General features: G+C 46.7%; 22 protein-coding genes. 13 read left to right on the top strand and 9 right to left on the bottom strand.

Annotated features, from left to right (window positions below; all coding sequences use genetic code 11):
* The 3 genes from ubiE to ACFQ45_RS08065 all read right to left on the bottom strand — a co-directional run bounded on the left by ubiE (position 1) and on the right by ACFQ45_RS08065 (position 3,023).
* Complete coding sequence (ubiE, locus tag ACFQ45_RS08075) at positions 1-753, bottom strand: bifunctional demethylmenaquinone methyltransferase/2-methoxy-6-polyprenyl-1,4-benzoquinol methylase UbiE (protein ID WP_377366501.1); 753 nt, start codon at positions 751-753, stop codon at positions 1-3.
* A gap of 105 nt (positions 754-858) precedes the next feature.
* Positions 859-2,379: a GGDEF domain-containing protein gene (locus ACFQ45_RS08070; RefSeq protein ID WP_377366500.1), complete on the bottom strand. Its 1,521-nt coding sequence runs from the start codon at positions 2,377-2,379 to the stop codon at positions 859-861.
* 17 nt (positions 2,380-2,396) lie between these two features.
* Entirely contained in the window at positions 2,397-3,023 is a 627-nt protein-coding gene (locus ACFQ45_RS08065; RefSeq protein ID WP_377366499.1) for a thiol:disulfide interchange protein DsbA/DsbL, read from the bottom strand.
* Between the two features lie 417 nt (positions 3,024-3,440).
* On the opposite strand from ACFQ45_RS08065, the gene yihA reads away from it, so the two are divergent.
* The gene (yihA, locus tag ACFQ45_RS08060; RefSeq protein ID WP_377366498.1) at positions 3,441-4,079 is read left to right on the top strand and encodes a ribosome biogenesis GTP-binding protein YihA/YsxC; all 639 of its coding nucleotides are present in this window, start codon (positions 3,441-3,443) and stop codon (positions 4,077-4,079) included.
* 68 nt (positions 4,080-4,147) lie between these two features.
* Here yihA and gshA read toward each other — a convergent pair whose 3' ends face one another.
* A complete protein-coding gene (gshA, locus tag ACFQ45_RS08055) occupies positions 4,148-5,740 on the bottom strand; it encodes a glutamate--cysteine ligase (RefSeq protein ID WP_377366497.1) in 1,593 nt (530 codons plus the stop codon).
* Positions 5,741-5,906: 166 nt separating this feature from the next.
* On the opposite strand from gshA, the gene ACFQ45_RS08050 reads away from it, so the two are divergent.
* A complete protein-coding gene (locus tag ACFQ45_RS08050) occupies positions 5,907-6,500 on the top strand; it encodes an SCO family protein (protein ID WP_377366496.1) in 594 nt (197 codons plus the stop codon).
* 80 nt (positions 6,501-6,580) lie between these two features.
* Here the strand turns inward: ACFQ45_RS08050 and hisF are convergent, their stop codons facing one another.
* Genes hisF through hisB form a run of 3 tightly spaced genes read right to left on the bottom strand, consistent with a single transcriptional unit; the run spans position 6,581 to position 8,660 of the window.
* Positions 6,581-7,354, bottom strand: coding sequence for an imidazole glycerol phosphate synthase subunit HisF (gene hisF, locus ACFQ45_RS08045; protein ID WP_377366495.1), 774 nt, complete (start codon positions 7,352-7,354; stop codon positions 6,581-6,583).
* A 21-nt stretch (positions 7,355-7,375) separates the two neighbouring features.
* Positions 7,376-8,035: an imidazole glycerol phosphate synthase subunit HisH gene (gene hisH / locus ACFQ45_RS08040; RefSeq protein ID WP_377366494.1), complete on the bottom strand. Its 660-nt coding sequence runs from the start codon at positions 8,033-8,035 to the stop codon at positions 7,376-7,378.
* Positions 8,036-8,066: 31 nt separating this feature from the next.
* Entirely contained in the window at positions 8,067-8,660 is a 594-nt protein-coding gene (gene hisB / locus ACFQ45_RS08035) for an imidazoleglycerol-phosphate dehydratase HisB (protein WP_377366493.1), read from the bottom strand.
* A 187-nt stretch (positions 8,661-8,847) separates the two neighbouring features.
* Here hisB and ACFQ45_RS08030 point away from each other — a divergent pair, with 187 nt between their 5' ends.
* The 4 genes from ACFQ45_RS08030 (at position 8,848) to ACFQ45_RS08015 (ending at position 13,766) form a co-directional block, all read left to right on the top strand.
* Positions 8,848-11,112 carry an AsmA family protein gene (locus ACFQ45_RS08030; RefSeq protein ID WP_377366492.1) on the top strand — a complete coding sequence of 755 codons (2,265 nt, stop codon included), beginning with the start codon at positions 8,848-8,850 and terminating at the stop codon, positions 11,110-11,112.
* Between the two features lie 20 nt (positions 11,113-11,132).
* Entirely contained in the window at positions 11,133-12,224 is a 1,092-nt protein-coding gene (gene mutY, locus ACFQ45_RS08025) for an A/G-specific adenine glycosylase (protein WP_377366491.1), read from the top strand.
* A gap of 20 nt (positions 12,225-12,244) precedes the next feature.
* Positions 12,245-13,402, top strand: a complete 1,158-nt coding sequence (gene chrA / locus ACFQ45_RS08020) for a chromate efflux transporter (protein ID WP_377366490.1) — start codon at positions 12,245-12,247, stop codon at positions 13,400-13,402.
* A 79-nt stretch (positions 13,403-13,481) separates the two neighbouring features.
* Entirely contained in the window at positions 13,482-13,766 is a 285-nt protein-coding gene (locus ACFQ45_RS08015; protein ID WP_377366489.1) for an oxidative damage protection protein, read from the top strand.
* A gap of 71 nt (positions 13,767-13,837) precedes the next feature.
* Here ACFQ45_RS08015 and ACFQ45_RS08010 read toward each other — a convergent pair whose 3' ends face one another.
* Positions 13,838-14,263 carry a flagellar basal body-associated FliL family protein gene (locus ACFQ45_RS08010; RefSeq protein ID WP_377366488.1) on the bottom strand — a complete coding sequence of 142 codons (426 nt, stop codon included), beginning with the start codon at positions 14,261-14,263 and terminating at the stop codon, positions 13,838-13,840.
* A gap of 145 nt (positions 14,264-14,408) precedes the next feature.
* Here ACFQ45_RS08010 and ACFQ45_RS08005 point away from each other — a divergent pair, with 145 nt between their 5' ends.
* From ACFQ45_RS08005 to ACFQ45_RS07980, 6 genes are all read left to right on the top strand, one after another.
* Positions 14,409-14,900: a disulfide bond formation protein B gene (locus tag ACFQ45_RS08005; protein WP_377366487.1), complete on the top strand. Its 492-nt coding sequence runs from the start codon at positions 14,409-14,411 to the stop codon at positions 14,898-14,900.
* 149 nt (positions 14,901-15,049) lie between these two features.
* Entirely contained in the window at positions 15,050-15,520 is a 471-nt protein-coding gene (rsd, locus tag ACFQ45_RS08000) for a sigma D regulator (RefSeq protein WP_377366486.1), read from the top strand.
* Positions 15,492-16,475: a WD40 repeat domain-containing protein gene (locus ACFQ45_RS07995; protein ID WP_377366485.1), complete on the top strand. Its 984-nt coding sequence runs from the start codon at positions 15,492-15,494 to the stop codon at positions 16,473-16,475. Before rsd ends, ACFQ45_RS07995 begins: the two co-directional genes overlap by 29 nt.
* 12 nt (positions 16,476-16,487) lie before the next feature.
* Entirely contained in the window at positions 16,488-16,889 is a 402-nt protein-coding gene (locus ACFQ45_RS07990; RefSeq protein WP_377366484.1) for a DUF423 domain-containing protein, read from the top strand.
* Positions 16,890-16,955: 66 nt separating this feature from the next.
* The gene (gene trmB, locus ACFQ45_RS07985) at positions 16,956-17,663 is read left to right on the top strand and encodes a tRNA (guanosine(46)-N7)-methyltransferase TrmB (protein WP_377366483.1); all 708 of its coding nucleotides are present in this window, start codon (positions 16,956-16,958) and stop codon (positions 17,661-17,663) included.
* 78 nt (positions 17,664-17,741) lie between these two features.
* Positions 17,742-19,256 carry a Wzz/FepE/Etk N-terminal domain-containing protein gene (locus ACFQ45_RS07980; RefSeq protein WP_377366482.1) on the top strand — a complete coding sequence of 505 codons (1,515 nt, stop codon included), beginning with the start codon at positions 17,742-17,744 and terminating at the stop codon, positions 19,254-19,256.
* Positions 19,257-19,327: 71 nt separating this feature from the next.
* On the opposite strand, the gene ACFQ45_RS07975 is transcribed toward ACFQ45_RS07980, so the two are convergent.
* Positions 19,328-19,723 carry an H-NS histone family protein gene (locus ACFQ45_RS07975; protein WP_377366481.1) on the bottom strand — a complete coding sequence of 132 codons (396 nt, stop codon included), beginning with the start codon at positions 19,721-19,723 and terminating at the stop codon, positions 19,328-19,330.
* A 213-nt stretch (positions 19,724-19,936) separates the two neighbouring features.
* Between ACFQ45_RS07975 and ACFQ45_RS07970 the strand changes: the two genes are divergently transcribed.
* Positions 19,937-22,096 (top strand): Tex family protein, encoded by a 2,160-nt coding sequence (locus ACFQ45_RS07970; RefSeq protein ID WP_377366480.1) that lies wholly within the window; start codon positions 19,937-19,939, stop codon positions 22,094-22,096.
* Positions 22,097-22,292 lie beyond the last annotated feature (196 nt).

Genomic DNA, 22,292 nt, shown 5'->3' with positions numbered 1-22,292 from the left:
CTAGAATTTAAATCCTTTGTGCAATGCGACGATTCCGCCTGTCATGTTTTGGTAAGACACACGTTCAAAGCCAACGTCTTCCATCATGCCTTTTAGGGTTTCTTGGTCCGGATGCATGCGGATCGATTCCGCTAAGTAACGGTAACTTTCTGCGTCGTTCGCAATGATCTTGCCCATGAATGGCAGTAAGCGGAAAGAGTATTGGTCGTAGGCTTGGCTCAAGCATTCTGACTCTGGTTTAGAGAATTCTAGCACCAGCAATCGACCACCGGGTTTAAGTACTCGCTGCATTGAGGCTAAGGCTTTGGATTTATCGGTGACGTTACGCAAGCCAAATGCAATGGTGATACAGTCAAAGGTGTTATCAGGGAAAGGAAGCTCTTCTGCGTTTGCTTGTACGCACTGAACGTTGCCTACAATTCCACGATTGGCCAACTTGTCACGACCCACTTTGAGCATGGAGTCATTGATGTCCGCCAAGATAACTTGCCCATCTTTACCTACCAAGCGAGAGAACTTCATGGTTAGGTCGCCAGTGCCGCCAGCGATATCTAGCACTTTGTGGCCTGCGCGAACGCCCGATTGGCTAATGGTATGGCGTTTCCAGAGGCGGTGTACGCCCCCGGACATGAGGTCATTCATGATGTCGTATTTGGCTGCTACGGAATGAAATACTTCCGCGACAGCATCAACTTTTTTGTCCGTCGGAATCTCTTTGAAACCGAAGTGGGTGGTGTTTTGATCGTCTTGCATAAAATCTGTTCCTGTACACCTAGTAGGGCGATGACACGGACGGTCATGTTTGAAATTGTCTAGTATTGTAACCGCGACTCATGCAGGGTTGCACGATAAAGCATGCTAATTATCTCGAATAACCCTATTTCGTCCATTTCCTTTGGCTTGATAAAGGTTTTTGTCAGCGCGAGAAAAGAGCTCTTCGTGACTTTCCTTTCCATTAAATAGGCTTAGACCAATGGACATAGTGATGGAAACGGGGTCGCCACTCATGTTGAAAGGCGTGGCTTCAATAGCAGTGCGGATCTTTTCACAGACGTCTTGAGCGTACTCTAGGTGTGTAGCCGGGAATAGGATGACGAATTCCTCACCGCCGTAACGAAACAGTAGATGCTCTTTACCCAAGGCATTTTGCATCTGACGGGGGACGAGTTTGAGAACACGGTCTCCGGCTAGATGCCCCCAAGTATCGTTGATGGATTTAAAGTGGTCGATATCGCAGATGGCCATGCAAAGGGGCTGTTGGTTTTTCACAGAAGACGTTAACAGCGGGAAAATAGCTTCTTGATAAGCACTGCGATTGGGGAGGCCTGTGAGTGCATCGGACATGGCTTGGGCGATTTTTTGCTGCATGTCGTTGCGTAAGTTGGAGGCGTCCTTTTCCATGCGATTGACTTTGCTTTTCAACATGGAGATGGATTGCGCGGCGCTTTTTTCTTGCTCCGCCATCTGTGCCTGATAGCGCTCCATGGTTTGAGATATGGTGCTCATTCGGCTATTAATCAAAGATTTTAGGGATTCGAGGTTGGTCGCATTTCTAACGTCTATGTGGGTGTCTTCGACGTGCTGTTGTAGCTCGTCATTGAAACTTTTGCGGTTATTACTGATATTTCGCTGAACTTTGTAGTTACTAACAATAGAGGCGTTAATGCTGGCCAATTGCTTGTTCAGCTGGCTTAAATAGCTAGTGAGGTCTTCTTGGGTTTTGCCCACTGCCACCATAATGAGGTTAATTACTTCATCCAGCAGGCCTGGTAGCTGGTTTAAGTCATTGTTGCCGGTTAGGGCCTGTTTAAGATCTAAAATTTGCTCTTCGTAGTTCTCGGGTAGGGCAATGTTTGTCAGCAAACCCGCTAGGGTGTGACTGACATGGGCCATGATTTCAGTGCCCGTCGTATTGGGATTAGGGGCTTTGCGTTGGCTGAATAGGCGCTTAATGAGAGATTGTTTGCGCTCTTCTCTTGGCGTGGCCAGAGTCTTTTGTACTAATGAAATGGTTTTGGTCAGCAGCTCGGGCCATTTGGTTATGGATTGCCAATGGCTACGGATGGCGGATTCAAGTTCTTTCTTATCAAACAGGGGAACCTGCCGATCAGGGTATTCATCCAAGGTGTCAATTAAATCCAGCAGTGCGCCACGAAACGCTTGGGCTCGAGCCAGCCTGTCTTCATCGAATTTAAGAACAAAAGGGTCGAGGGATTGAAGTGTTTTTTGGACGACCTTGGGGTCATTGGTCTTCGCAATATCCGTGCGAACAGACTGGAGGGCTATGTCCAGCTCTGGATCGTTTCCCTCAGCCAGTATGCTGGTTCGGGAAATGGCTTTTCGTAGTGCTTCTACTAGCTTATCCTGAGCTGGATCCATAGATGTATCCTAAGTTTTTATTTTGCTTGGCGCTCTTTTTCGATTAAAAAGTCGACCACTGAGTAAATGTTATTATTCCCGCCTGCTGTTGCTGCTGTCACTAGGTATTTACCATTTACTACAATTCCTGGTACGCCTCGTGCACCGTAACCACGGATTTTAGAATCCGCTTGTGACAGACGGCTATTCACAGCAAACGAATCATATTGCTTACGGAACTCGTCTTCAGACACGCCATATTGAGTGAAAAATTCCGCTAGGTCATCTTCGCTGTTTAGGCGTTTACGATCTTGGTGGATCGCATTAAACATGTCACTGTGAATCTTGTCTTCAATGCCTAATAGATCGGCAACGTGGAAAGCCTTGGCATGGGCTAGCCAGTTACGACCAAATACGGCTGGCAAGAATTTGAACTCCACATCTGCTGGAAGCTCTTTTTTCCAAGCTTGAGTGTAGGGTTCAAGAGCGTAACAGTGTGGGCATCCGTACCAAAAAATTTCTACCACTTCTATTTTGTCAAGGTTAGTCGTACGAACAGGTGTTTTGATGGTCGTATAGCCATTTCCATCACTGTAATCTTGTGCCCAAGCGCTTGCAAACGGCAACATAAAAACAAGGAATAATGCTGAGATCAGCTTTTTCATGAAGTGCTCCTAGAATAAGACATGTTAATAGCATCCAAGTGCTATGGATGGTATTAGGATGCTAGTTAAATCAAAAAGTTCGTTTATTCCAGCAAGTTTATTTGACTATGACAACATAAATCCCGTGATAAATTGGTTTTTATAAGCAGACTGTTTATTTAGGCACCTAGTATAGCCCCTGATTTTTAGATCGCCGTACTTAAAAGATCGACCGTGTCGAATAAGTTGCATGTTGATTTGGTTTCTAACTGATATAAGGCGATCTTTTCTGGCATAAAAGTGGTTCGTTTTCTGTTATGCTTACCACTATGAAAAGGGCACGGCCTGATGATGCAGTAAGTGAAAGAGGCTTGCATTATATACAACTGTGCAAACAGCGATAACGCTATACAATTCTCCATTGACTGATATCAATCTATGACGCCATTTGACTCAATTTTCCAATCAGCCTATTACATCAAAAGTGCTGAGAAACTCTCCCAATGTCCTTTAGATCAAGGGCTAGAGGTGGCATTTGCTGGGCGTTCTAATGCTGGTAAATCTACCGCATTGAATACCTTATCAGGGCAGCGCAAGCTTGCGCGTACGTCTAAAACGCCTGGGCGTACTCAGTTGATCAACAGCTTCGGCACCAACGTTGATGATCGTAGATTGGTTGACTTGCCGGGGTACGGTTTTGCCAAAGTGCCGGTTGCCATGAAGCAAAACTGGCAAGCCCATATGCAGGATTACCTGATGAATCGCCGCTCATTAGTGGGTGTGGTGTTGGTCATGGACATTCGCCATCCCCTTAAAGAGTTTGATGAAATGATGCTAGAGTGGGCGGCAGGCAACGGTGTGAAGGTTCACGCATTGCTCACTAAATCTGATAAGTTAAAACGTGGGCCAGCGAAATCCACCATGTTGAAGGTGAAGAAAGAAATGGCCGCCCGTGGCGTTGAAGCCTCTGCACAGATGTTTTCAGGCTTGAACGGCGAAGGGGTGGATGAGCTGCGCTTCAAATTAGCTGAATGGCTAGAACTTGAACGCCCAGACGAGATTCCAGTGAATCTTTAGTCGTTACTAAGATTTAAAAAGCTCGATGATGTGAATGACATCATCGGGCTTTTTCATTGGTGGCGGTGTTACTGTGGGCGCATGTATTGCTCAAGGAAGGTGTCGAAGTCGACCTCATCACTGGCTTCAATCTGAGCTTGTTCTTCGATAGACGTGGTCGCCCAGTCTTCAAATTTGGCAATCAAAGCGTCTGAAAGGGGTTGTGCTAACCAGCCTTGTTGCTGCTGTTTGCCTGCCTCTAGCATGGCCTCTTGGTAGCTGCCTTGTGTCTTGCATTGCTCAATCAGTTTGGCTGCCGGCAAAGTGTCTGGCTGAGTGAGTTTAGCTTGCTGCATAGCGACACTTTCAACATAAGCTTGGTTGCCTGTTTGCTTTGTTAGAAAATTAGCGATCTCTTGCATGTGTGCTAGGACTTCATTCGCCTTCTCGCGCAAGGCAACCGGGCCAAAACCAAACTCAAACTCTGCGTCCAACTCTCGTCCATGGGTAGCTATCTCTTGCTGAGCTTTACGTAAGTGCTGGCATTCTTCCATGCCCAGTTTCTCATCTCCATGAAGCATGCAGCACATTAAGAAAGTGTCTAAGAAATATAGGGTTTCTGGATTCATGCCAATCGGCGAGCTTGGATCCAAGTCCATGATGCGTACCTCAATGTACTCAACGCCTCGCTGTTGCAGGGCCGCACTGGGGTGTTCCCCGGATTGAGTGACGCGCTTAGGACGAATATCACTATAGTATTCGTTTTCGATTTGCAGAATGTTATGGCTAAGCTGCTTGTAGGTATCATCTACCTTGACCCCAAGGTTTTGGTAGGCCGGGTAAGGGGTACGCAAGGCACCTTTAATGGTATCTATATAAGTACTGACATCGTTGTAGCAAACAAACAAACCGTCTTGAGCTTTGTTTTGATAGCCAATGTTGCTCATGCGTAATGATGTGGCATTTTGTCCTGCCCAAGTTCGCTCTCCAAGTTCACTGAGCTTGTCCGGCTTAGCCGGTAGAAAGCTGGTGTCGATTGCGGGAGATGCACCAAATAGTAGGGACAGAATCCAAGATTTACGGCGGAAGTTACGAATCAGAGCAAAGTATTGTTCTGACTTGAATGCCTGCAATGCAGCGGAAGTCGAAATATCGACCTTGTGAAAATCCGCTAGGAAAACCCAAAAGTCATCGCTGAATGAGAAGTTATAATGCATGCCTGCAATGCATTGCATGATGCGGCCATAGCGATTGGATAAGCCTTCACGGTAAACACGCTTGAGCTTACCTGAGTTGGATTCCCCAAAGTAGGCGATAGGCACTTCAGCATTACTTTCCAGCGCGCAGGGCATGCTGCCTGGCCATAAACACTCATCCATATCGTCTAATACGCGGTTGGTGTAAGCGTGAATCTCGCTCAGTTCATCAATAACTCCTTCAACAGAGCTGTGCACACCGGTGATGAACTCCATCAGAGCTTCGGAATAATCCGTGGTAATGGACGGGTGCGTTAAAGCTGAGCCCAAAGCTTTAGGGTGCGCAGCCTGAGAGATACGGCCATCTTTGCGAGAAACGCGCAGGGCTTCACGCTCTACGCCTCGATGGAAAGTAATTGCGGACTGGCTGTCACGTGTTGCCATAAATTGGTCTAGTGTTGCCAGTGCATCCTGTAATTTGGTCAAGGATTGTTTTCCTAAAATAAAATGTAAAGATTAACCGGATTGTACTCGGCCTTTGTTTGTGGCGGCAAGAAAAGCACTAAACGCTTGCGCAAAGATTACAGAATTGGCCCTGTATGGCATCATAGGCCATGGAATAAAATGCTGATTTTACATTTAGGGCTGCTTCATGAAATTAAAACCAATTGTTCTCCTAGGTATGCTGGTCATCTTGGCAATAGTGGGAACTTTATTAGCCATGCAAAAAACGTCCAATTCCGGCGCGACCCCGGGTAAGCTTGGAGGTGATTTTACGTTACAAGATAATACGGGAACCGTGTCCTTAAGTGACTTCGACGGTAAGCTGAAGTTGTTGTTTTTTGGCTATACCCACTGTCCTGATGTGTGCCCACTGACCATGGCTAATGTGAAAGTGGCCCTAAAACAACTACCTGAGGATGTACGGGGGCAAGTACAAACGGTATTTGTCAGTGTGGATCCAGAACGTGACACCCCTGATCATCTTAATCAATACGTTAGTTTCTTTGACCCTAACTTTGTTGGCTTGACCGGTACGAAAGAGCAAATCGACCAAGTGGTTCGCCAATATGGTGCCTTTTACCGAATCGAAAAGGGCGATGATACGGAAGCTAACTACACCGTCAGCCACAGTGCTCGTGTTTACTTGATCGGCAAAGACAACGAGATCAAGCAATACCTCTACCACGATTCCAAGTCAGAAGAGATCGCTGAAGCGATTCAAAAGCAACTGGCGTCAAACTAACGGACCAGTTGTTTGATGTAAAAAGCAAAAACAAAAAAAGCGGCTCACATAGGGCCGCTTTTTTATTATGCGTGTGGCGTTTACAAACGCATTTCAATACCTGCGGCTTGCATGGTCTCTTTAGCTTCTTGAATGGAGTATTCGCCAAAGTGGAAAATGCTCGCAGCCAAGACAGCGTCAGCTTTGCCTTCAGTGACACCGTCAACCAAGTGCTGTAGGTTACCTACGCCGCCAGAGGCGATCACCGGCACGTGTACCGCTTCGCTGATGGCGCGAGTGACGCCAAGGTCAAAGCCATTTTTAGTGCCGTCTCTGTCCATGCTGGTTAGCAAGATCTCGCCAGCGCCGTAGTCCACCATTTTCTTCGCCCATTCGACGGCGTCTAGCCCGGTTGGTTTACGGCCACCATGGGTGAAAATTTCCCATTTGTCTGGTTCCCCTTCGGCACTGACTTTTTTCGCATCAATGGCAACAACGATGCACTGGGAGCCAAAACGCTCAGCGGCTTCGCGCACAAAGTCCGGATTAAATACCGCTGCAGTGTTGATCCCTACTTTGTCAGCACCAGCGTTTAACATACGACGGATGTCGTCACAGGTGCGGATGCCTCCACCGACTGTTAGGGGGATGAAAACCTCTGCAGCAATAGCTTCTACCATGTGAACCGTGGTTTCTCGGTCATCAGAGCTGGCGGTAATGTCTAAGAAGGTGATCTCGTCCGCACCTTGCTCGTTGTAGCGTTTTGCTACTTCAACTGGATCGCCCGCATCACGGATGTCGACGAACTGAACACCTTTTACAACGCGGCCATTGTCCACGTCTAGGCACGGAATAATACGTTTAGCTAATCCCATTTTACTTTCCTATGCAGTGGACTAAGGCTTGCCATCCCAATGGATGAAGTTTTTGTAAAGTTGCAAACCGTCTTTGTGGCTTTTCTCTGGGTGGAACTGTACGGCGAAGACGTTATCCCTTGCCAGTGCCACACAGAAGTCGTGGCCATAGTTGCAGGTTCCGGCGACTTCTTCTTGATGGCCAGCCACCACATAGAAGCTGTGAACAAAGTAGAAACGGGCGCCGTCTTCAATGTCTTGCCAAAGAGGGTGCTTGATGGTTTGTGTCACTTGGTTCCAGCCCATGTGCGGAACTTTGAGCTTAGTGCCATCCACATCTTTATGGTTTTCACCGAAGAACAGGGCATTGCCGTCGAAGTGGTTCAAACAGTCCACGCCGCCGTTTTCTTCGCTGTGTGCCATTAATGATTGAATGCCAACACAGATGGCAAGAAAAGGCTTTTCTGCCATGGCTTTGCGAATGGAAGGCACTAGGCCTTGCTTGTGCATTTCGCCAACGCAATCACGAATGGCGCCCACACCTGGTAACAAAACACGGTCAGCATTGTCGATCACAGCAGGGTCACTGGTGACTATGATTTGGGTGTTGTCATCCGCCACATGTTCAAGGGCTTTGGCAACAGAGTGTAGATTGCCCATGCCATAATCGATGACTGCAACAGTAGATTTTGCATTACTCATAAACGCTTGGTCCTATTACAAGGAGACTTGATTACAAACAGCCTTTTGTCGATGGCATTTGCCCTGCCATGCGCTCATCCACTTCCAGTGCCATACGAAGGGCACGGCCGAAGGCTTTGAAAATTGTTTCGGCTTGGTGGTGGGTGTTCTTACCGCGCAGGTTGTCTAAGTGTAAAGTTACCTTCGCATGATTGATAAAACCGTGGAAAAACTCTGAAAATAAATCGACATCAAAGCCGCCCACTGATGCTCGTGTGAAAGGTACGTGCATCTCAAGTCCAGGGCGACCAGAGAAGTCGATAACAACACGAGAAAGGGCTTCGTCTAGTGGCACATAGGCGTGGCCGTAACGGCGAATACCTTTCTTGTCGCCTACGGCTTTTTCGAACGCTTGCCCTAAGGTAATCCCTAAGTCTTCAACCGTGTGATGCGCGTCTATGTGTAAGTCGCCAACCGCATGAATATCAAGGTCTATCAAGCCATGGCGGGCGACTTGATCTAGCATGTGGTCAAGAAAAGGAACACCAGTTTCGCAGTTAAATTTGCCTGTGCCATCTAGGTTCACAGTTACTTTAATTTGCGTCTCAAGCGTGTTGCGCTCAACAGTTGCAATCCGGTTGGACATGGAAGGGACTCTCCGCTTTTTTGAATCAGGCTTTCACCCAGAAAAATAGAATTTGAACGTTATTATAAAGCGTGGCGCGCTTCGCTTCTATGGTTTTCCGTGCAGTTTACATGGATCGAAAAAAACCATAGAGGTGCTATCATGGGACGAAGGTCAAACACACTTCTTTTGAAAGGTTGGAATGGATATGGTTTGGGTAAAACGCTTAGGAATGCTTTTAGCAGCGTTAATTGTTTTGTTGGCTCTCGCAGTAGCGTACGTAGTTATGTTTGTGGATCCTAATCAGTTCAAAGGTGAGCTACAGCAAGTTGCTAAAGAAAAAGCGAACGTGACCCTGCGCATGGATGGCGACATCAGCTGGTCATTCTTCCCAAGGTTTGGCTTGAGTTTAGAAGATATAGGTTTGGCCCTAGGCTCTGAACCTGAGTTGTTGAGCTTTTCCAAAGCGGAGTTTGGTGTGGCGGTTATGCCCTTATTTCAGCGTCGTATCGAAGTAGACAATGTGCGCTTGGAGGACCTCAAGGCCGATTTACGTGTCGATGAGCAAGGTCAGGCAAACTGGCAGGTAGAAGCCTCTGGGGCACCGGCTGGTGAGGCACCAGCCTCCACATCGAATGACACGGCTACTGGCAGTACTGACACTGAGTCAGGAGAGACGGAGTCTGGTTTTACCCTTCCTGAGATCGCATTGGATGAATTGTCCATTGTGAACGCCCAAATTAATTACCAAGACGCCAGTGCCAACATGAAAGCCAATATGGTCTCGAATGTCACCTTTACGGATGTGAGACTCGACCAGGCTTGGCCCATGCGTATGGATGCCACTATTACTCAATCTGCGCTGGATGGCTCCAATCCTTTGACGGCTGAAATAGACTTCGGTGCTAACTTTACCTTGTTTGCCGAGCGCCAAGCGGTTTCCTTCGAAAACATTGCCCTGAATAGCAAGATCACAGGCGATAGCCTGCCAGTGTCACCTTTGGACAGTCGCCTGAATATTTCTCAGTTGGACTTTGATATCCCCCAAGAAAACGCCGTCATCGATGGGTTGGCATTGCAGACACTTGGCATGAACCTAACCGCACAGGTGCGAGCTTTCCAAGTATTGTCCGACCCCGAGTTTTCCATTGTGACGGATATTGCTGAGTTCTCACCCAAAGAAGTGCTGAACAAATTGGATATTGCTTTACCGGAAATAGCTGATGACAGTGTGCTGCAGTCAGCTTCTTTGAGTGTGGCAGCACAGGGCTCCTTGGAGCGCATCACTGCCCAGCCTATTTCCATTAAGCTAGATGAAACAACCCTTGAGGCCAATGCACTCGTGAATCTTGCGCCTTTAAGTTGGGACATTACCTTGGCGGGGGCGAATCTGGATCTAGATCGCTATTTGCCACCACCAGTGGAAGAAGAGGAAGTGGCTGCGACGCCTACCTCAGAAGAGCAAGCAGCTGAGGCCGTTGGAGATTTGATTCCAGTGGAACTTGTGAGGTCTCTAAATGGCCATCTTGGCCTAGCGTTTGATACCTTAAAAGTGAAAAACCTAAACATCGATCGTATAGAGCTTGATTCCACACAAGCCAATGGCAAAGTTTCCATCGCACCCGCACAAGTAAACTTGTACGACGGCTCGGCGGCAGTTAATGCTGAGCTAGATGCCACAGGAGCGACGCCTAAGATCAAGGTATCTCCAAAGATAGATGGCGTGCAAATACAGCCTTTATTACAGGACTTTATGGACCTTGATAAGATTGCCGGTGCTACTTATCTGAATGGTGATATCACGACCTCTGGCAACCAAGTGGACGCTTTTATGGCAAACCTAAATGGCGACTTGCTGGTGACCATCGAAAAAGGCGCTCTAGTCGGGATGAATCTAACGAAGAGTGTTTGTGAGGGCATCGCTGCCTCTCGCTCTCGCCAGCTAAACGCCAGTGCCTACAGCAATGATACTCCATTTGAAACTATGAAGTTTCCTGCCAAAATCGTTAACGGTAAGGTGTCGACCCCAGGTTTAAAAATCTCAGCAGCGGGGTTGAGTGTTACCGGTGATGGCGTTGTTTCCTTACCTGATAGCAGCTTGGACTACCGCACCAACGTAGCCGTCTCAGGAAGCCAACTTGATGAAAGTTGTGCGGTTAAGGACTATGTTTCTAATCTTGCTTTCCCGATTGTTTGTAAAGGCAAATTCTCAGATGATCCGGCAGGCTTATGTCGACCTGACTTAGGGGGATTTGCTAACATCTTTGCAGACATGGCTAAGGCGGAGTTGAATACTAAACTAGCCGAAGAAAAGGCCCGTGCTGCCGCCAAATTAGCGGAAGAAAAAGCGCGTGTTGAAGCCAAAATTGAAGCAGAAAAAGCACGTCTAAAAGCTGAGCTGGAAGCCAAAAAAGAGGCTGAAGAAGAAGCCTTAAAAGAGAAGCTAAAGGGCAAGCTCAAAGACCTGTTTTAGTAACCATATAGACGACCTTAATGACCCCAAAAGAACACTTCGCGTCCCGTGTGCTGGCTTGGTTTGACCAGCACGGGCGCAAGCACCTTCCCTGGCAACAGAACAAAACCCCTTACCGAGTGTGGATCTCTGAAATCATGCTGCAGCAAACTCAGGTAATGACGGTGATCCCTTATTACGAACGCTTTATGGCGCGTTTTCCCGATGTGTTTGCCTTAGCTGATGCTCCCCAAGATGATGTCTTGGCCCACTGGAGCGGCTTGGGCTACTACGCTCGCGCACGTAACATGCACAAGGCGGCACAGGTGTTGGTGAATGACTGGAATGGGGAGTTTCCGGCAAGCCAAGAGGGCGTGTGTGAGCTACCCGGTATTGGTCGCTCCACCGCTGCTGCGATTTTATCCATTTCTCGTGGCGAGCCATTGGCCATATTAGATGGTAACGTAAAGCGAGTATTGGGGCGCTTTCATGCAGTGCCTACTTGGCCCGGTGAACGTAAAACCGAAGCGGCAATGTGGCAGTTGGCAGAAAGCTACACGCCTACGGATAGAGCAGGGGACTACACCCAAGCCATGATGGATCTAGGAGCAACCCTCTGTACCCGTTCCAAGCCTAGTTGCGAACGTTGCCCTGTGCAGGATGATTGTGACGCCTTAGCCTCAGGGGCCCCCACAGACTTCCCCAAGTCAAAGCCCAAGAAACCAGCCAAACCGGTGCGAGCCACACAAATGCTTGTGCTATTAGACACGCATCAGGAGACGCCACAGGTATTGCTGGAGAAGCGTCCTGCCACTGGGATTTGGGGCGGATTATGGAGCTTACCTGAGTTATCTCTTGAAGATGACCTAGTGCAACTGACCGAGCAACGTTTACCGGTTCAGGTGCAGTCCGTCACAAGCTTGTCATCTTTCCGTCATACCTTTAGTCATTACCATTTAGACATTGTGCCCTATCAACTGGACGTGAAGGCGACACAAGCGGTGAGTGAAGAGCAAAAGTATCAATGGTTCTCCTTAGAGCACGCCTATGAGCTTGGTTTGCCCGCCCCAGTGCGTACTATTTTAGAAAGTGCCCAGGGTCAAAGTGGTACCCAAACCCTATTGGAACTCTAACCTGCCAATTTGAGAGCGCAATGATTTGGACTCTATTTAAAACATTCTTTTTATTAGGCTGTACAAGTTTCGGAGGCCCCGCAGCGCACCTGGGGTATTTTCGGCAGCATTTTGTGGAACGCTTAAAGTGGGTGGATGAAGCCCAATATGCCCAATGGATTGCCATAAGCCAAGTGATGCCTGGACCTGGTTCGAGTCAAGTGGGCTTTGCCATTGGTCATCACCAAGCCGGTATAATGGGAGGGGTGGCGGCATTTGTTGGTTTCACCTTGCCATCTGTGATCTTGATGTGCCTGTTTGCCATGTTTGGGGCGCTGTTTGTTGAGGCCCAGTGGTTTGGCAACGTGGTGTCAGCCCTGAAGTTGATGGCTGTTGTGATCGTGGCGGATGCCGCAATAGGCATGTACCGTTCATTCTGCACCTCATGGCCGCTAAAAATAGCAGCCTTGTTTGGTGGTGCCTTTGTGTTGGTTTGGCCGTTTGGCTTGGCTGGCCTGTATCTTGTTTTGGCCGCCGTGTTGCTCGGTGCGTTATTACCGTCTTCCCAAAGAGCACCATTAGAGGCTCAGACCGCGACCTCTTTAAAACCTGCAAACCTGTTATTGCTCTTGTTTTTTGCTTTGTTGGGGCTCAGCACATTGGTTAAAGATAATGGTGTATTGGGAATGATGGCGGAGTTCTACCAGTCAGGCAGTTTTGTCTTTGGTGGTGGTCATGTGGTGTTGCCACTCATTAATGAGTTTGTCTCCAGTGATGTGTCTACCTCCCAAGTATTAACGGGCTACGCGGCAGCCCAAGCCGTGCCCGGCCCCATGTTTACCATTGCCACGTATTTAGGTGCGATCTCTGCGCCAGCAGGTCAAAGTATCCTTTGGGCACTTACGGCGACTTTGGCCATCTTTTTGCCAGGGCTTTTGTTGATGTTAGTAGGGCAATCCTACTGGCGGTTCTTTTCCCGCTACCCCCGAGCCCTGAATGCCATTAAGTATGTTAACGCAGCGGTAGTGGGGTTATTGGTGGCAACCTTGGTGTTTCCCATTATCCCTGCCAGTGTGACGGCCTATTGGCAAATACCAGTGGTGGGAGTTGCTTTTGTTTGGCTGCAGCGTTTTAAACCGGCCATATGGCAAGTGATTTCGGTGTTCTTGGTGGGGGCTATTACAGCATCTCTTGTTTAATTGGGTTTCGGTAACGCTTGAAGAATCACAAATCATCGCCATAAACAATGAATCATGATGTTTAGCGAAAGAGGCTCACATGCCGAATACAGTATTTTGTAAAAAGTTTCAGAAAGAAATGGAAGGTCTAGAACGGGCTCCTCTACCTGGTGCAAAAGGCCAAGAAATATTGGCCAATGTATCAAAACAGGCTTGGTTAGAGTGGCAAGCACTTCAAACCATGATTATTAATGAAAAGCATCTCAACCTGATGCAGCCTGATACCCGTAAATATCTAATGGAGCAGATGGATAAGTTTTTTAATAACGAGCCAACGGATCGATTACAAGGGTATGTGGATCCAAATGATATCCAAGAGCTTTAAATCTCTCTGAGTTTAAAAAACAAAAAAGCCCTGCTGGGAAAGCAGGGCTTTTTTATGTTTTAACGAGGGTGTTATTGGGTCACAAAGCTAGAAAATAAAACGTCCACCACAGGCTCTGTGCCGGTTTCGTCTTTCAGCGCGTTATTGACGGCGACTTTAGCCTCTTCTCGAGTTTGTTCTCGAGCAATCGCTCCTGTGACTTGTTCTTTGGTGCGGGAGCTTAGGAACATTACTATAGCGTCTCGTACTAACGGCATGTTGGCTAGAATGGCGCCTTCTCGGGCGGTATCAGATCGCAAGCTAATCTTGGTTTTGATGTAAGACAGGCGAGATCCTGTTGCCGCGTAATTTACGATGAAGTCAGGGGTGAGCTCAATATAAGTAGGCGCTGCAATCGCTGGTTCATCTTCTGCCAAGGCAGGTGTTAGGGCACTTGCAATAATAACCATTAAAGCAGCGAAAAAATGCTTTTTCCCTAATAGCAAATCGAACGTCATGTTTACTCTCTCGAAATCGTATCGTTACTCGGTATACTACCTGTCATTGCAAACAGTTGTCAGTAGTGTATCGCACTTTATGTGGTTTCTATTGTCTAGCTAAAAACTGGATATTAGTTTAACTCGTTTTAAGGAAAGTTCCTGCATGCTATCTTTTTTAACCCCTCGTCGTTTTCACGGATTGGTCGCAATTGCCGCATTTGGATTATTGGGTGTGGCTTTTTATATGGAATATCAAATGGGGCTTGAACCATGTCCTTTATGTATGTTCCAGCGCATCATGTTTTTTATGATTGGTGTGTTTGCGCTTATTTCGGCGGTTCGGGGCAAAATTTCTTGGCACCGTAAAATGGCGTGGCCGATTATCTTATTCTCTGTTTTGGGTGCGGCGTTAGCGGTTCGTCATTTGTATTTGCAGAATCTTCCAGCGGATGAATTACCCGCATGCTTGCCGGGATTGAGCTATATGTTTGAGGTCTTTCCATGGCAAGAAATCCTGCAAGCCATGATTATGGGGACTGGAGAATGTGGCGATGTGGTTTGGACCTTTTTAGGTTTAAGTATTCCTGGTTGGACCTTAGTTGCCTTCGTTGCCATGGGCGCTGTGAATTTAGGTATTGCGCTAAAAGCAAAATAATCTCAGATGCAAGCCGTTACACAAGTTGCTCTCTTGGTTACAAAAGCAAGAGGGCTTTATCTTGCAGGGGGTAGTTGAAGGGAATATGCTAAAAACCAAGCATTGTGAAAATGACATTGGTTTAAAATACGCGGTTAGGAGACAAGTCTATGCTAGAACGTTGTAAAACTGCGCAAGAGCGATGGGGTGGTGTTCATTCGATCATTGATCGGTGGCTACAGCAGCGCAAAGGTCTGATTATCAGTTGGGATGAATTGCGCCAAAAGGCCTCATTTACCCCTGCGGATACTCCGAATATTCAAGCTTTCTGTGAGTTGCTGGTAGACTATGTGTCTACGGGGCACTTTGAAGTCTATGAGCAGCTGGCTCTTGAGGCCCGCGATTTTCATGACGATACGGCGTTAGAGTGCTTTAAGCGTCTAATGCCTGAAATCGACAGCAATACGGAAATCGTATTGGAATTCCAAGATAAGTACGATACAGAAGCTCATTGTAATGAACTTCTAGTCGATCTGCCGTTTGCTCTCCAAGCTTTAAGTTTGGTAATGGATGAGCGATTTGGTTATGAGGACCAACTCATTGAAGAGTTACATGAAGCGCACAGTGAACAAAGCGCTTAAATACGCCGTATACGCGTTTACGATTACCCTTGTTGGTTGTTCAGCGGAAGGCCCTGCGGATACCAAAGAAGTAGCAGTTCAAGGGCTCTATTCTGCCGCGTTAAGTGATACCGGTACCGGAGCTGTGATTAGCTCAATACAGCATGGCGGCAGCTATTGGAAAACCGTACAAGGTCAGCGGGTATTTAATTGGAACCATAGGCAAGGGGAGTATACGCCTCTTGTCAGTGTGGATATTGATCCTAGTGGTGATTTTGCGGCCACGGGTGGTGCTCGCACCATGGTGTTGTGGAGCACGGTAACAGGGGAATCCCTAGGGTTTTGGAATACTCCTGGAGATGTGAAGGCTCTAAAATTAACCCGTAACGGGGATTTTGCCTTGGTCGGGATGGACGACCAAACCGCACGTTATTTTGATGTGAAGAATGGCGGCATTCTGCAGACATTGCGCACTGGTGCTGTGGTGCGCTCTGTAGATGTGACCCCCGATGGGCGTTATGGCCTGACTGGGGATGATCTTTATCGGGTAACCCTATGGGACCTTGCGACAGGTGAGGCCAAGTTTACTTGGCAACTAGACAATAACATTGCCACCGTGTCGTTATCTGAAGATGGCTCCTATGCTTTTGGGGCGGCCCAACTTGGAAGTGCTAAAGTCTGGTCAACCTTGACTGGACGAGAGGTGGTGCAAATCGATACAGGCGCTTTGCAATCTCGCAATGTGACCATTAGCCAGGCGACTTTTTCTCCAGATCATCGTCATCTTCTCCTCGGTCAGCAAAACCGTAGGGTGAATTTGGTTAACACGATTACCGGTGATGTGGAGCGCTCCTGGGATTTGCATTTGAAAGATGCTTTGCGGCCAACGGGGGCGGCAGTCTTGGCGTTAGCCTTTGGTGCAGGTCAAACTTATTATGCCGTTGGCAGCAATGGCTTTATCAACGTCTTAAACTAATCCTTTATTCATATGTCTTTTTCGTTTTCTTCTCTCCAGTGCCGTTGGGGAGCTATCGTTGCTATACAAGCTTTTATTGCCGTCGCAGCGGGGGCATTCGGAGCCCATGGGCTTAAACACATGGTGACGCCGCAGAATATTGAGTGGTGGCAAACGGCTTGCCAATATTTAATGTATCACTCTATCGCGGGGTTATTTGTTGTATTGGCTGCAAGTTGGCGGCCGTCTTTTTTACAGTCCGCTAAACTTTTTCTAATGGGTAACGTTTTATTCTCTGGGTCTTTAATGGTGATGACATTGACAGACCTGAGAATACTAGGAGCCATTACGCCTATTGGTGGAGTGCTATATTTAATTGGCTGGGGATGGATTGTGCGGTCTTTCATAAAGTCCGAACAGACCCCTACGAATTAACAGACTTTTTTTTGAGCTTTTAGTACCATACGCGCCTAATTTTTGAACCTGATACTGTGGATTCCCATGCAAGACGAACAAAATACATCAGCCCCTGACATAAAAAAACGTGCGATACGCAGCTTCGTGGTACGTGGTGGACGTATGACGGAAGGACAACAAAAGGCCTATGACGCCAATTGGGCGGTTTACGGCCTTGAAGTGCCTAATGGCCGCATCGTTTACGAGGAAGTGTTTGGCCGTCAATCGGACGTGGTGATTGAAGTCGGATTTGGTATGGGGGCTTCCCTGGTAGAAATGGCGAAGAACGCGCCTGAAAAAGACTTTATTGGTATTGAAGTACATCCTCCTGGGGTGGCAAAACTGATGATGTTGGCGGCAGAGGCTGGCATAAATAATATCCGTGTATATTGCCATGATGCCATTGAAGTGATGGCTGATGCTTTGCCGCAAGGTGAAGCGGCTACTTTCCAATTATTCTTCCCTGATCCTTGGCATAAAAAAAAGCACAACAAACGTCGTATTGTTCAGCCCGTTTTTGCTCAACAAGTTCGAAATATATTAAAAACTGATGGTGTGTTTCATATGGCAACCGATTGGGAACCTTATGCTGAACATATGATGGAAGTAATGGAAGCCCAAGACAATTACGAAAATGTGGCGGGTAAAGGTCATTATCATCCTCGTCCAGATTGGCGTCCGCTAACTAAATTCGAACAACGTGGTGAGCGATTAGGTCATGGCGTTTGGGATTTAATCTATAAAAAGATATAAACAGCACAAGTAAAAACGGATATCATTACGATGGTTTTAATTTTTACTTAAGTAATAAAACGAGGCAAAAGGACGGAAATGGAACATACCCCTCAAATCCGAGATAACGATGAAATTGACTTAGCCGAGCTGTTTTCTAATTTATGGAAAAAACGTTTAGTTGTAGTTTTAGTTGCGCTGCTTGGTTTTACCATTGGCGGCATTGCATTTTTAGTTAAATGGGCAGCCACGCCAAGTAATGTCACTTCTTCAGCGGAAGTACGTTTTAGCTTTAATGGGGTACAGGATGCTCGATACCCAAATGGTCAGCCATTTTCTATTAATGATTTGGTGTCTAGTAATGTTTTAAACGCTGTCTATCAGAGTCAAGACATTGCTGATTATGATATTAGCTTAAGAGATTTTGTGGATGCTGTGAGCATTACGCCATCTGCGACAAACCGTGAGTTTATCGAAGCGCGTTTTAAATCCCTACTAAGCCAAGATCTAACGACCGCGGAAATTAACGAGTTAAACAGTAATTACACTCGTGAATTGCAAGCGGCGAGCCGTCGTTTTGCCCGTATCATGTTGTCCTTGCCTGAAGCTGCAATCCCAGAACAAAAAATGAATGAGATTGTGACCGCTATTCCTGAGCAATGGGCTCGCGAAAGTATTGATAACTATGGTGTATTGGATCTGGTATCTGTTAAACCATTAGACTTTGATGCGTCCTTGTTAGAAAACTATGAGTACTTGGTAATCAGCCGGTATTTGTCCGATTATTTGAATTCACTTCAAGATATTCTCTCCAACCTAAATAGTGATGCTGTTGCAAGATTGTTGACGGATAAAGAGACAGGGCACACTGCGTCTACCTTAGCGAATCAATTAGGTGATGTGCAGGAGTACCACCTGAATGTGTTGAGCCGAATGTTTTCTGCTGCATCAGTGGCCAAAGACCCGGAAAATGCGAAGTTCTACCTTTTAAATGAGCTGATTGCCCGACGTGATCAATTAGATGAAGCCCGTCGTCGTGCTGAGGTAATTGATCAAGCTTATCGTCAATATGTTGCTCAAGAAAGCTCGAAATCTATTTTAGATCAAGCTGGAAGTCGTCCTTCTCCAGCTGGTTCGGTTCAATACGGTGATGAATTCCTGTCAAAACTAATGAGCCTTGGTGATGAACTTTCGGACGCTAAATTTAAGCAAGCCATGCTAAATCGCTCAATTGAGATGAAACTTCAGGCTGAATCAATCGAAAGTGACATTCAAAACCTAGAGCGCAATTATGCAATGTATTCCAAGCAAGGCAGTACGGAGCTGAGCAAATTTACAGTAGAGCGGGCCGAGCAAGAAATTGCTTACTCTTCTGAGAAATTGATGGAAGCTAAAGGGGCTATCGAGCGTATTGTGGCTTTGCGTAGCTCTCGTATTTTGGGACAAACATCGAGCTTGTATGCACTGAATGGTGAGCCCGAAACCACCAGTGGTTTTATGTCTCAAATTAAGTCCTTGATTAAATTCTCAGGACTTGGTCTTGTGGCTGGCGTGTTCTTAGGACTGTTCCTAGCTCTCGTTTTAGCTGTGGTGCGCAAGCCTAAAGTGGCATGAGTTTCATCTAAGCGGATTCGAAACATAAAAAAACCGGCTTAATAGCCGGTTTTTTTATGGTGGAAGTTGCTTTAGATTTCAGCCGCTTCACGAGTGTTACCCGCATCAAAGTACTCTTGGAATACTTTTGGCGTACGACCACGACCACTCCATTCGTGTGTCTCACCATTCCAAGTGATTCGATACTTAGGCTTAACGATCTTTCCTTTAGTAGGATTTGAGCGAGGTGCGCTCAATGCAGCAACCTCTTCAAGCGTTAGGCCGCTCTTTTCAATAAGTTTAGCGATCTCTTCTGCTTGGCGGGCTTTTTCTGCTTCCTGCGCTTGACGTGCCGCTTCGTCTTCTTTCATTTTGATCAAAGCGTTATTGAAGCCTTCGATAAGGTTCTCTAACTGTGCAACGGTCAATTCTTTTGCTGCTGCGCGTGCTTTGGCTTTGTTTCCAGATAGCTCTTGTAATAAGCTCATGGTTTCCCCTATTTTCTGAAACGCATCTAAATGCGAACACAGTTAAGATTTCCTTTCTCGTCTGTGTGTTGAGTGATTAGTAATGAAGCTTGCGAAAATAGAATCGCAAAACTTGTTTTAATATCAAACTTTGCTGACCTTTAATCAAGTCGCAGGTTAAATATTAATAAATATTTCCTTAATGTGCTAATTTTTATATTCGGTAGACAATTCATGAGCAGTAATAATTCCATCGAAAAAACTCTTTCATCTGAGCTTTCTATATCCATATCGATTGTTAAAGAAGTTATTCAGCTTTTCAATGAAGGGGCCACTGTGCCCTTCATTGCACGGTATCGTAAAGAGTTAACAGGTGGAATGTCAGATGAAGCATTAAGAGACTTTCATTCCCGTTGGCACTATCTAATTGAATTAGAAAAACGTAGAGATGCGATTAGTGGATTATTATCTGATCTTCCAAATGTACCAAAAGATGTGTTTAAAGCTCTTTCTCTGGCGAACACTAAGTCGGAACTAGAAGATATTTATGCGCCTTATAAAAAGACTCGTAAGACTAAAGCGGATGCCGCCATAGAGTTGGGGCTATGGGAGTTTGCCTTAGGGCTTTGGAGTGAAGGCTCTAAGCAAGCTCAGAGCTTGTATGCAAAGGTGTCTCCTGCGTTCAAACAGCCGGTGTCTTTCCCGGCCGCGATGGAAGGCGCTCGGGACATTATTTTAGAAAGACTGAGTCAGAATACAGGGCTTATTAAGCAGGCAAAGCTTTGGCTATTTAAAGAAGGGGAGTTAGTAAGTGGTGTTATTCGTGGCAAAAAAGAGCTTGGTGAAAAATATCAAGACTACTTTGAGTACACAGAGTCACTAAAGAAAATCCCTCCCCATCGTTTGTTGGCGCTATTTAGAGGAAAGAAAGAAGCCATACTAAAGTTGAATATTATTAGTGGACAAAAAGAAGCCCCATATTTATTACATAACTCTTCACTGATGATGCCTGTTGGGTTTCCTGAGTCAAAAGAGCGCTCTCCCAGTAAAGAAAAAATCAATTGGTTAAATCAAGCTTGGCAAGAAAAGATACTGCCAAAAATTGAAACAGATATATTGGCGGAATTGAAAGAAAAAGCTGAGGAAAGTGCGATACAAGTCTTCCAATCTAATTTAAAAGACTTGCTCATGGCAGCTCCTGCAGGGGCTAAACGTACCCTTGCTTTGGATCCAGGTTTTCGTAATGGCGTTAAATGGGCCGCTGTCGACGAAAATGGACGCTATTTAGAGTCAGGGGTCGTTTATCCCCATCCACCGCAAAACCGATCCCAAGACGCTAAAGAGCAACTTGCCCGAGCAATTAAGCGATTAAACATAGATTGGGTCGTTATCGGCAATGGTACCGCCTCTCGGGAAACCGAAGTGCTGGCGAAACAATTGATAAAGGAGGCTAACCTTAGTTGTCAGTGCGTCATTGTATCTGAAGCAGGGGCCTCGGTTTACTCAGCTTCAAAAGAGGCCATTCAAGAGTTCCCAGAATTAGATGTCACCATCCGTGGGGCGGTATCCATTGCAAGACGGTTTCAGGATCCCTTAGCAGAGCTGGTGAAGATTGATCCACAAGCTATTGGTGTGGGGCAATATCAGAATGACGTAAAGGCCAATCGATTGAGCCAAGCCCTCGGTGACGTGGTCGAGGACTGTGTGAATGCCGTTGGGGTAGACGTTAACTTAGCATCGGTTTCGCTACTGACCTATGTCTCTGGCCTGACAGAGCGTCTAGCCCAAAACCTGATTGAAATGCGTGAGCAGCTAGGCGGTTTTACTAGCCGTGCTCAGATCAAAAAAGTAAAAGGCATTGGCGATAAGGCCTTTGAACAGTGCGCGGGCTTTTTGCGCATCCGTGGAGGAAAAGAGCCGTTGGATGCTTCCTCCGTTCATCCGGAATCTTATTCTATCGTGCAGGAGATGGCCGCTAAATTGCGCCTAGAAGTCGCCAATCTAATTGGTAATCAAGGTGCCTTATCCCAACTCAAGCTAGTGACTCAATCTAATGATGCCTTGGCTTACACCTATCAAGATATTTTGTCCGAGTTAGCTAAGCCTGGCAGGGATCCACGTCCTGAATTCCATTATGCTCAATTTGATGACAGTGTCTCTGAGGTAGCCGATTTACAGGAAGGCATGCGCTTGGAAGGCGTCGTGACAAACGTCGCTGCATTTGGTGCTTTTGTTGATATCGGCGTTCACCAGGATGGTTTGGTGCATATTTCCCAGCTAGCGGATCGATTTGTCAAAGACCCCCGTGATGAAGTTCGTGTGGGAGAAGTGATTAAAGTGGAAGTGTTAGAAGTGGATGTGAAGCGTAAGCGGATCGCCTTAAAACGAGTCTAGATTGGGTTTAAATCCAACAGGCCTGGCATGCTTTATGGGAGCTGAATCCTTTCAGCGACGAGCTAGCCAGCCATTGATGACAATGGGAAGTATCATGCTATTTCCAGTGCCTTGTCGCGGATGCAAACCGCTTATATGGACCCGCCCGACTGTTGCAAGCTATCTAGACGTCACAGAATAAAGTTGCACGCTTATA

Origin of the sequence: Rhodanobacter aciditrophus (assembly GCF_042679525.1) — a bacterium.
Taxonomy (GTDB): Bacteria; Pseudomonadota; Gammaproteobacteria; order Pseudomonadales; family Marinomonadaceae; genus Marinomonas; species Marinomonas aciditrophus.
The sequence above is the reverse complement of the archived record's forward strand: the minus strand, read 5'-3'. Positions and strand labels throughout refer to the sequence as shown.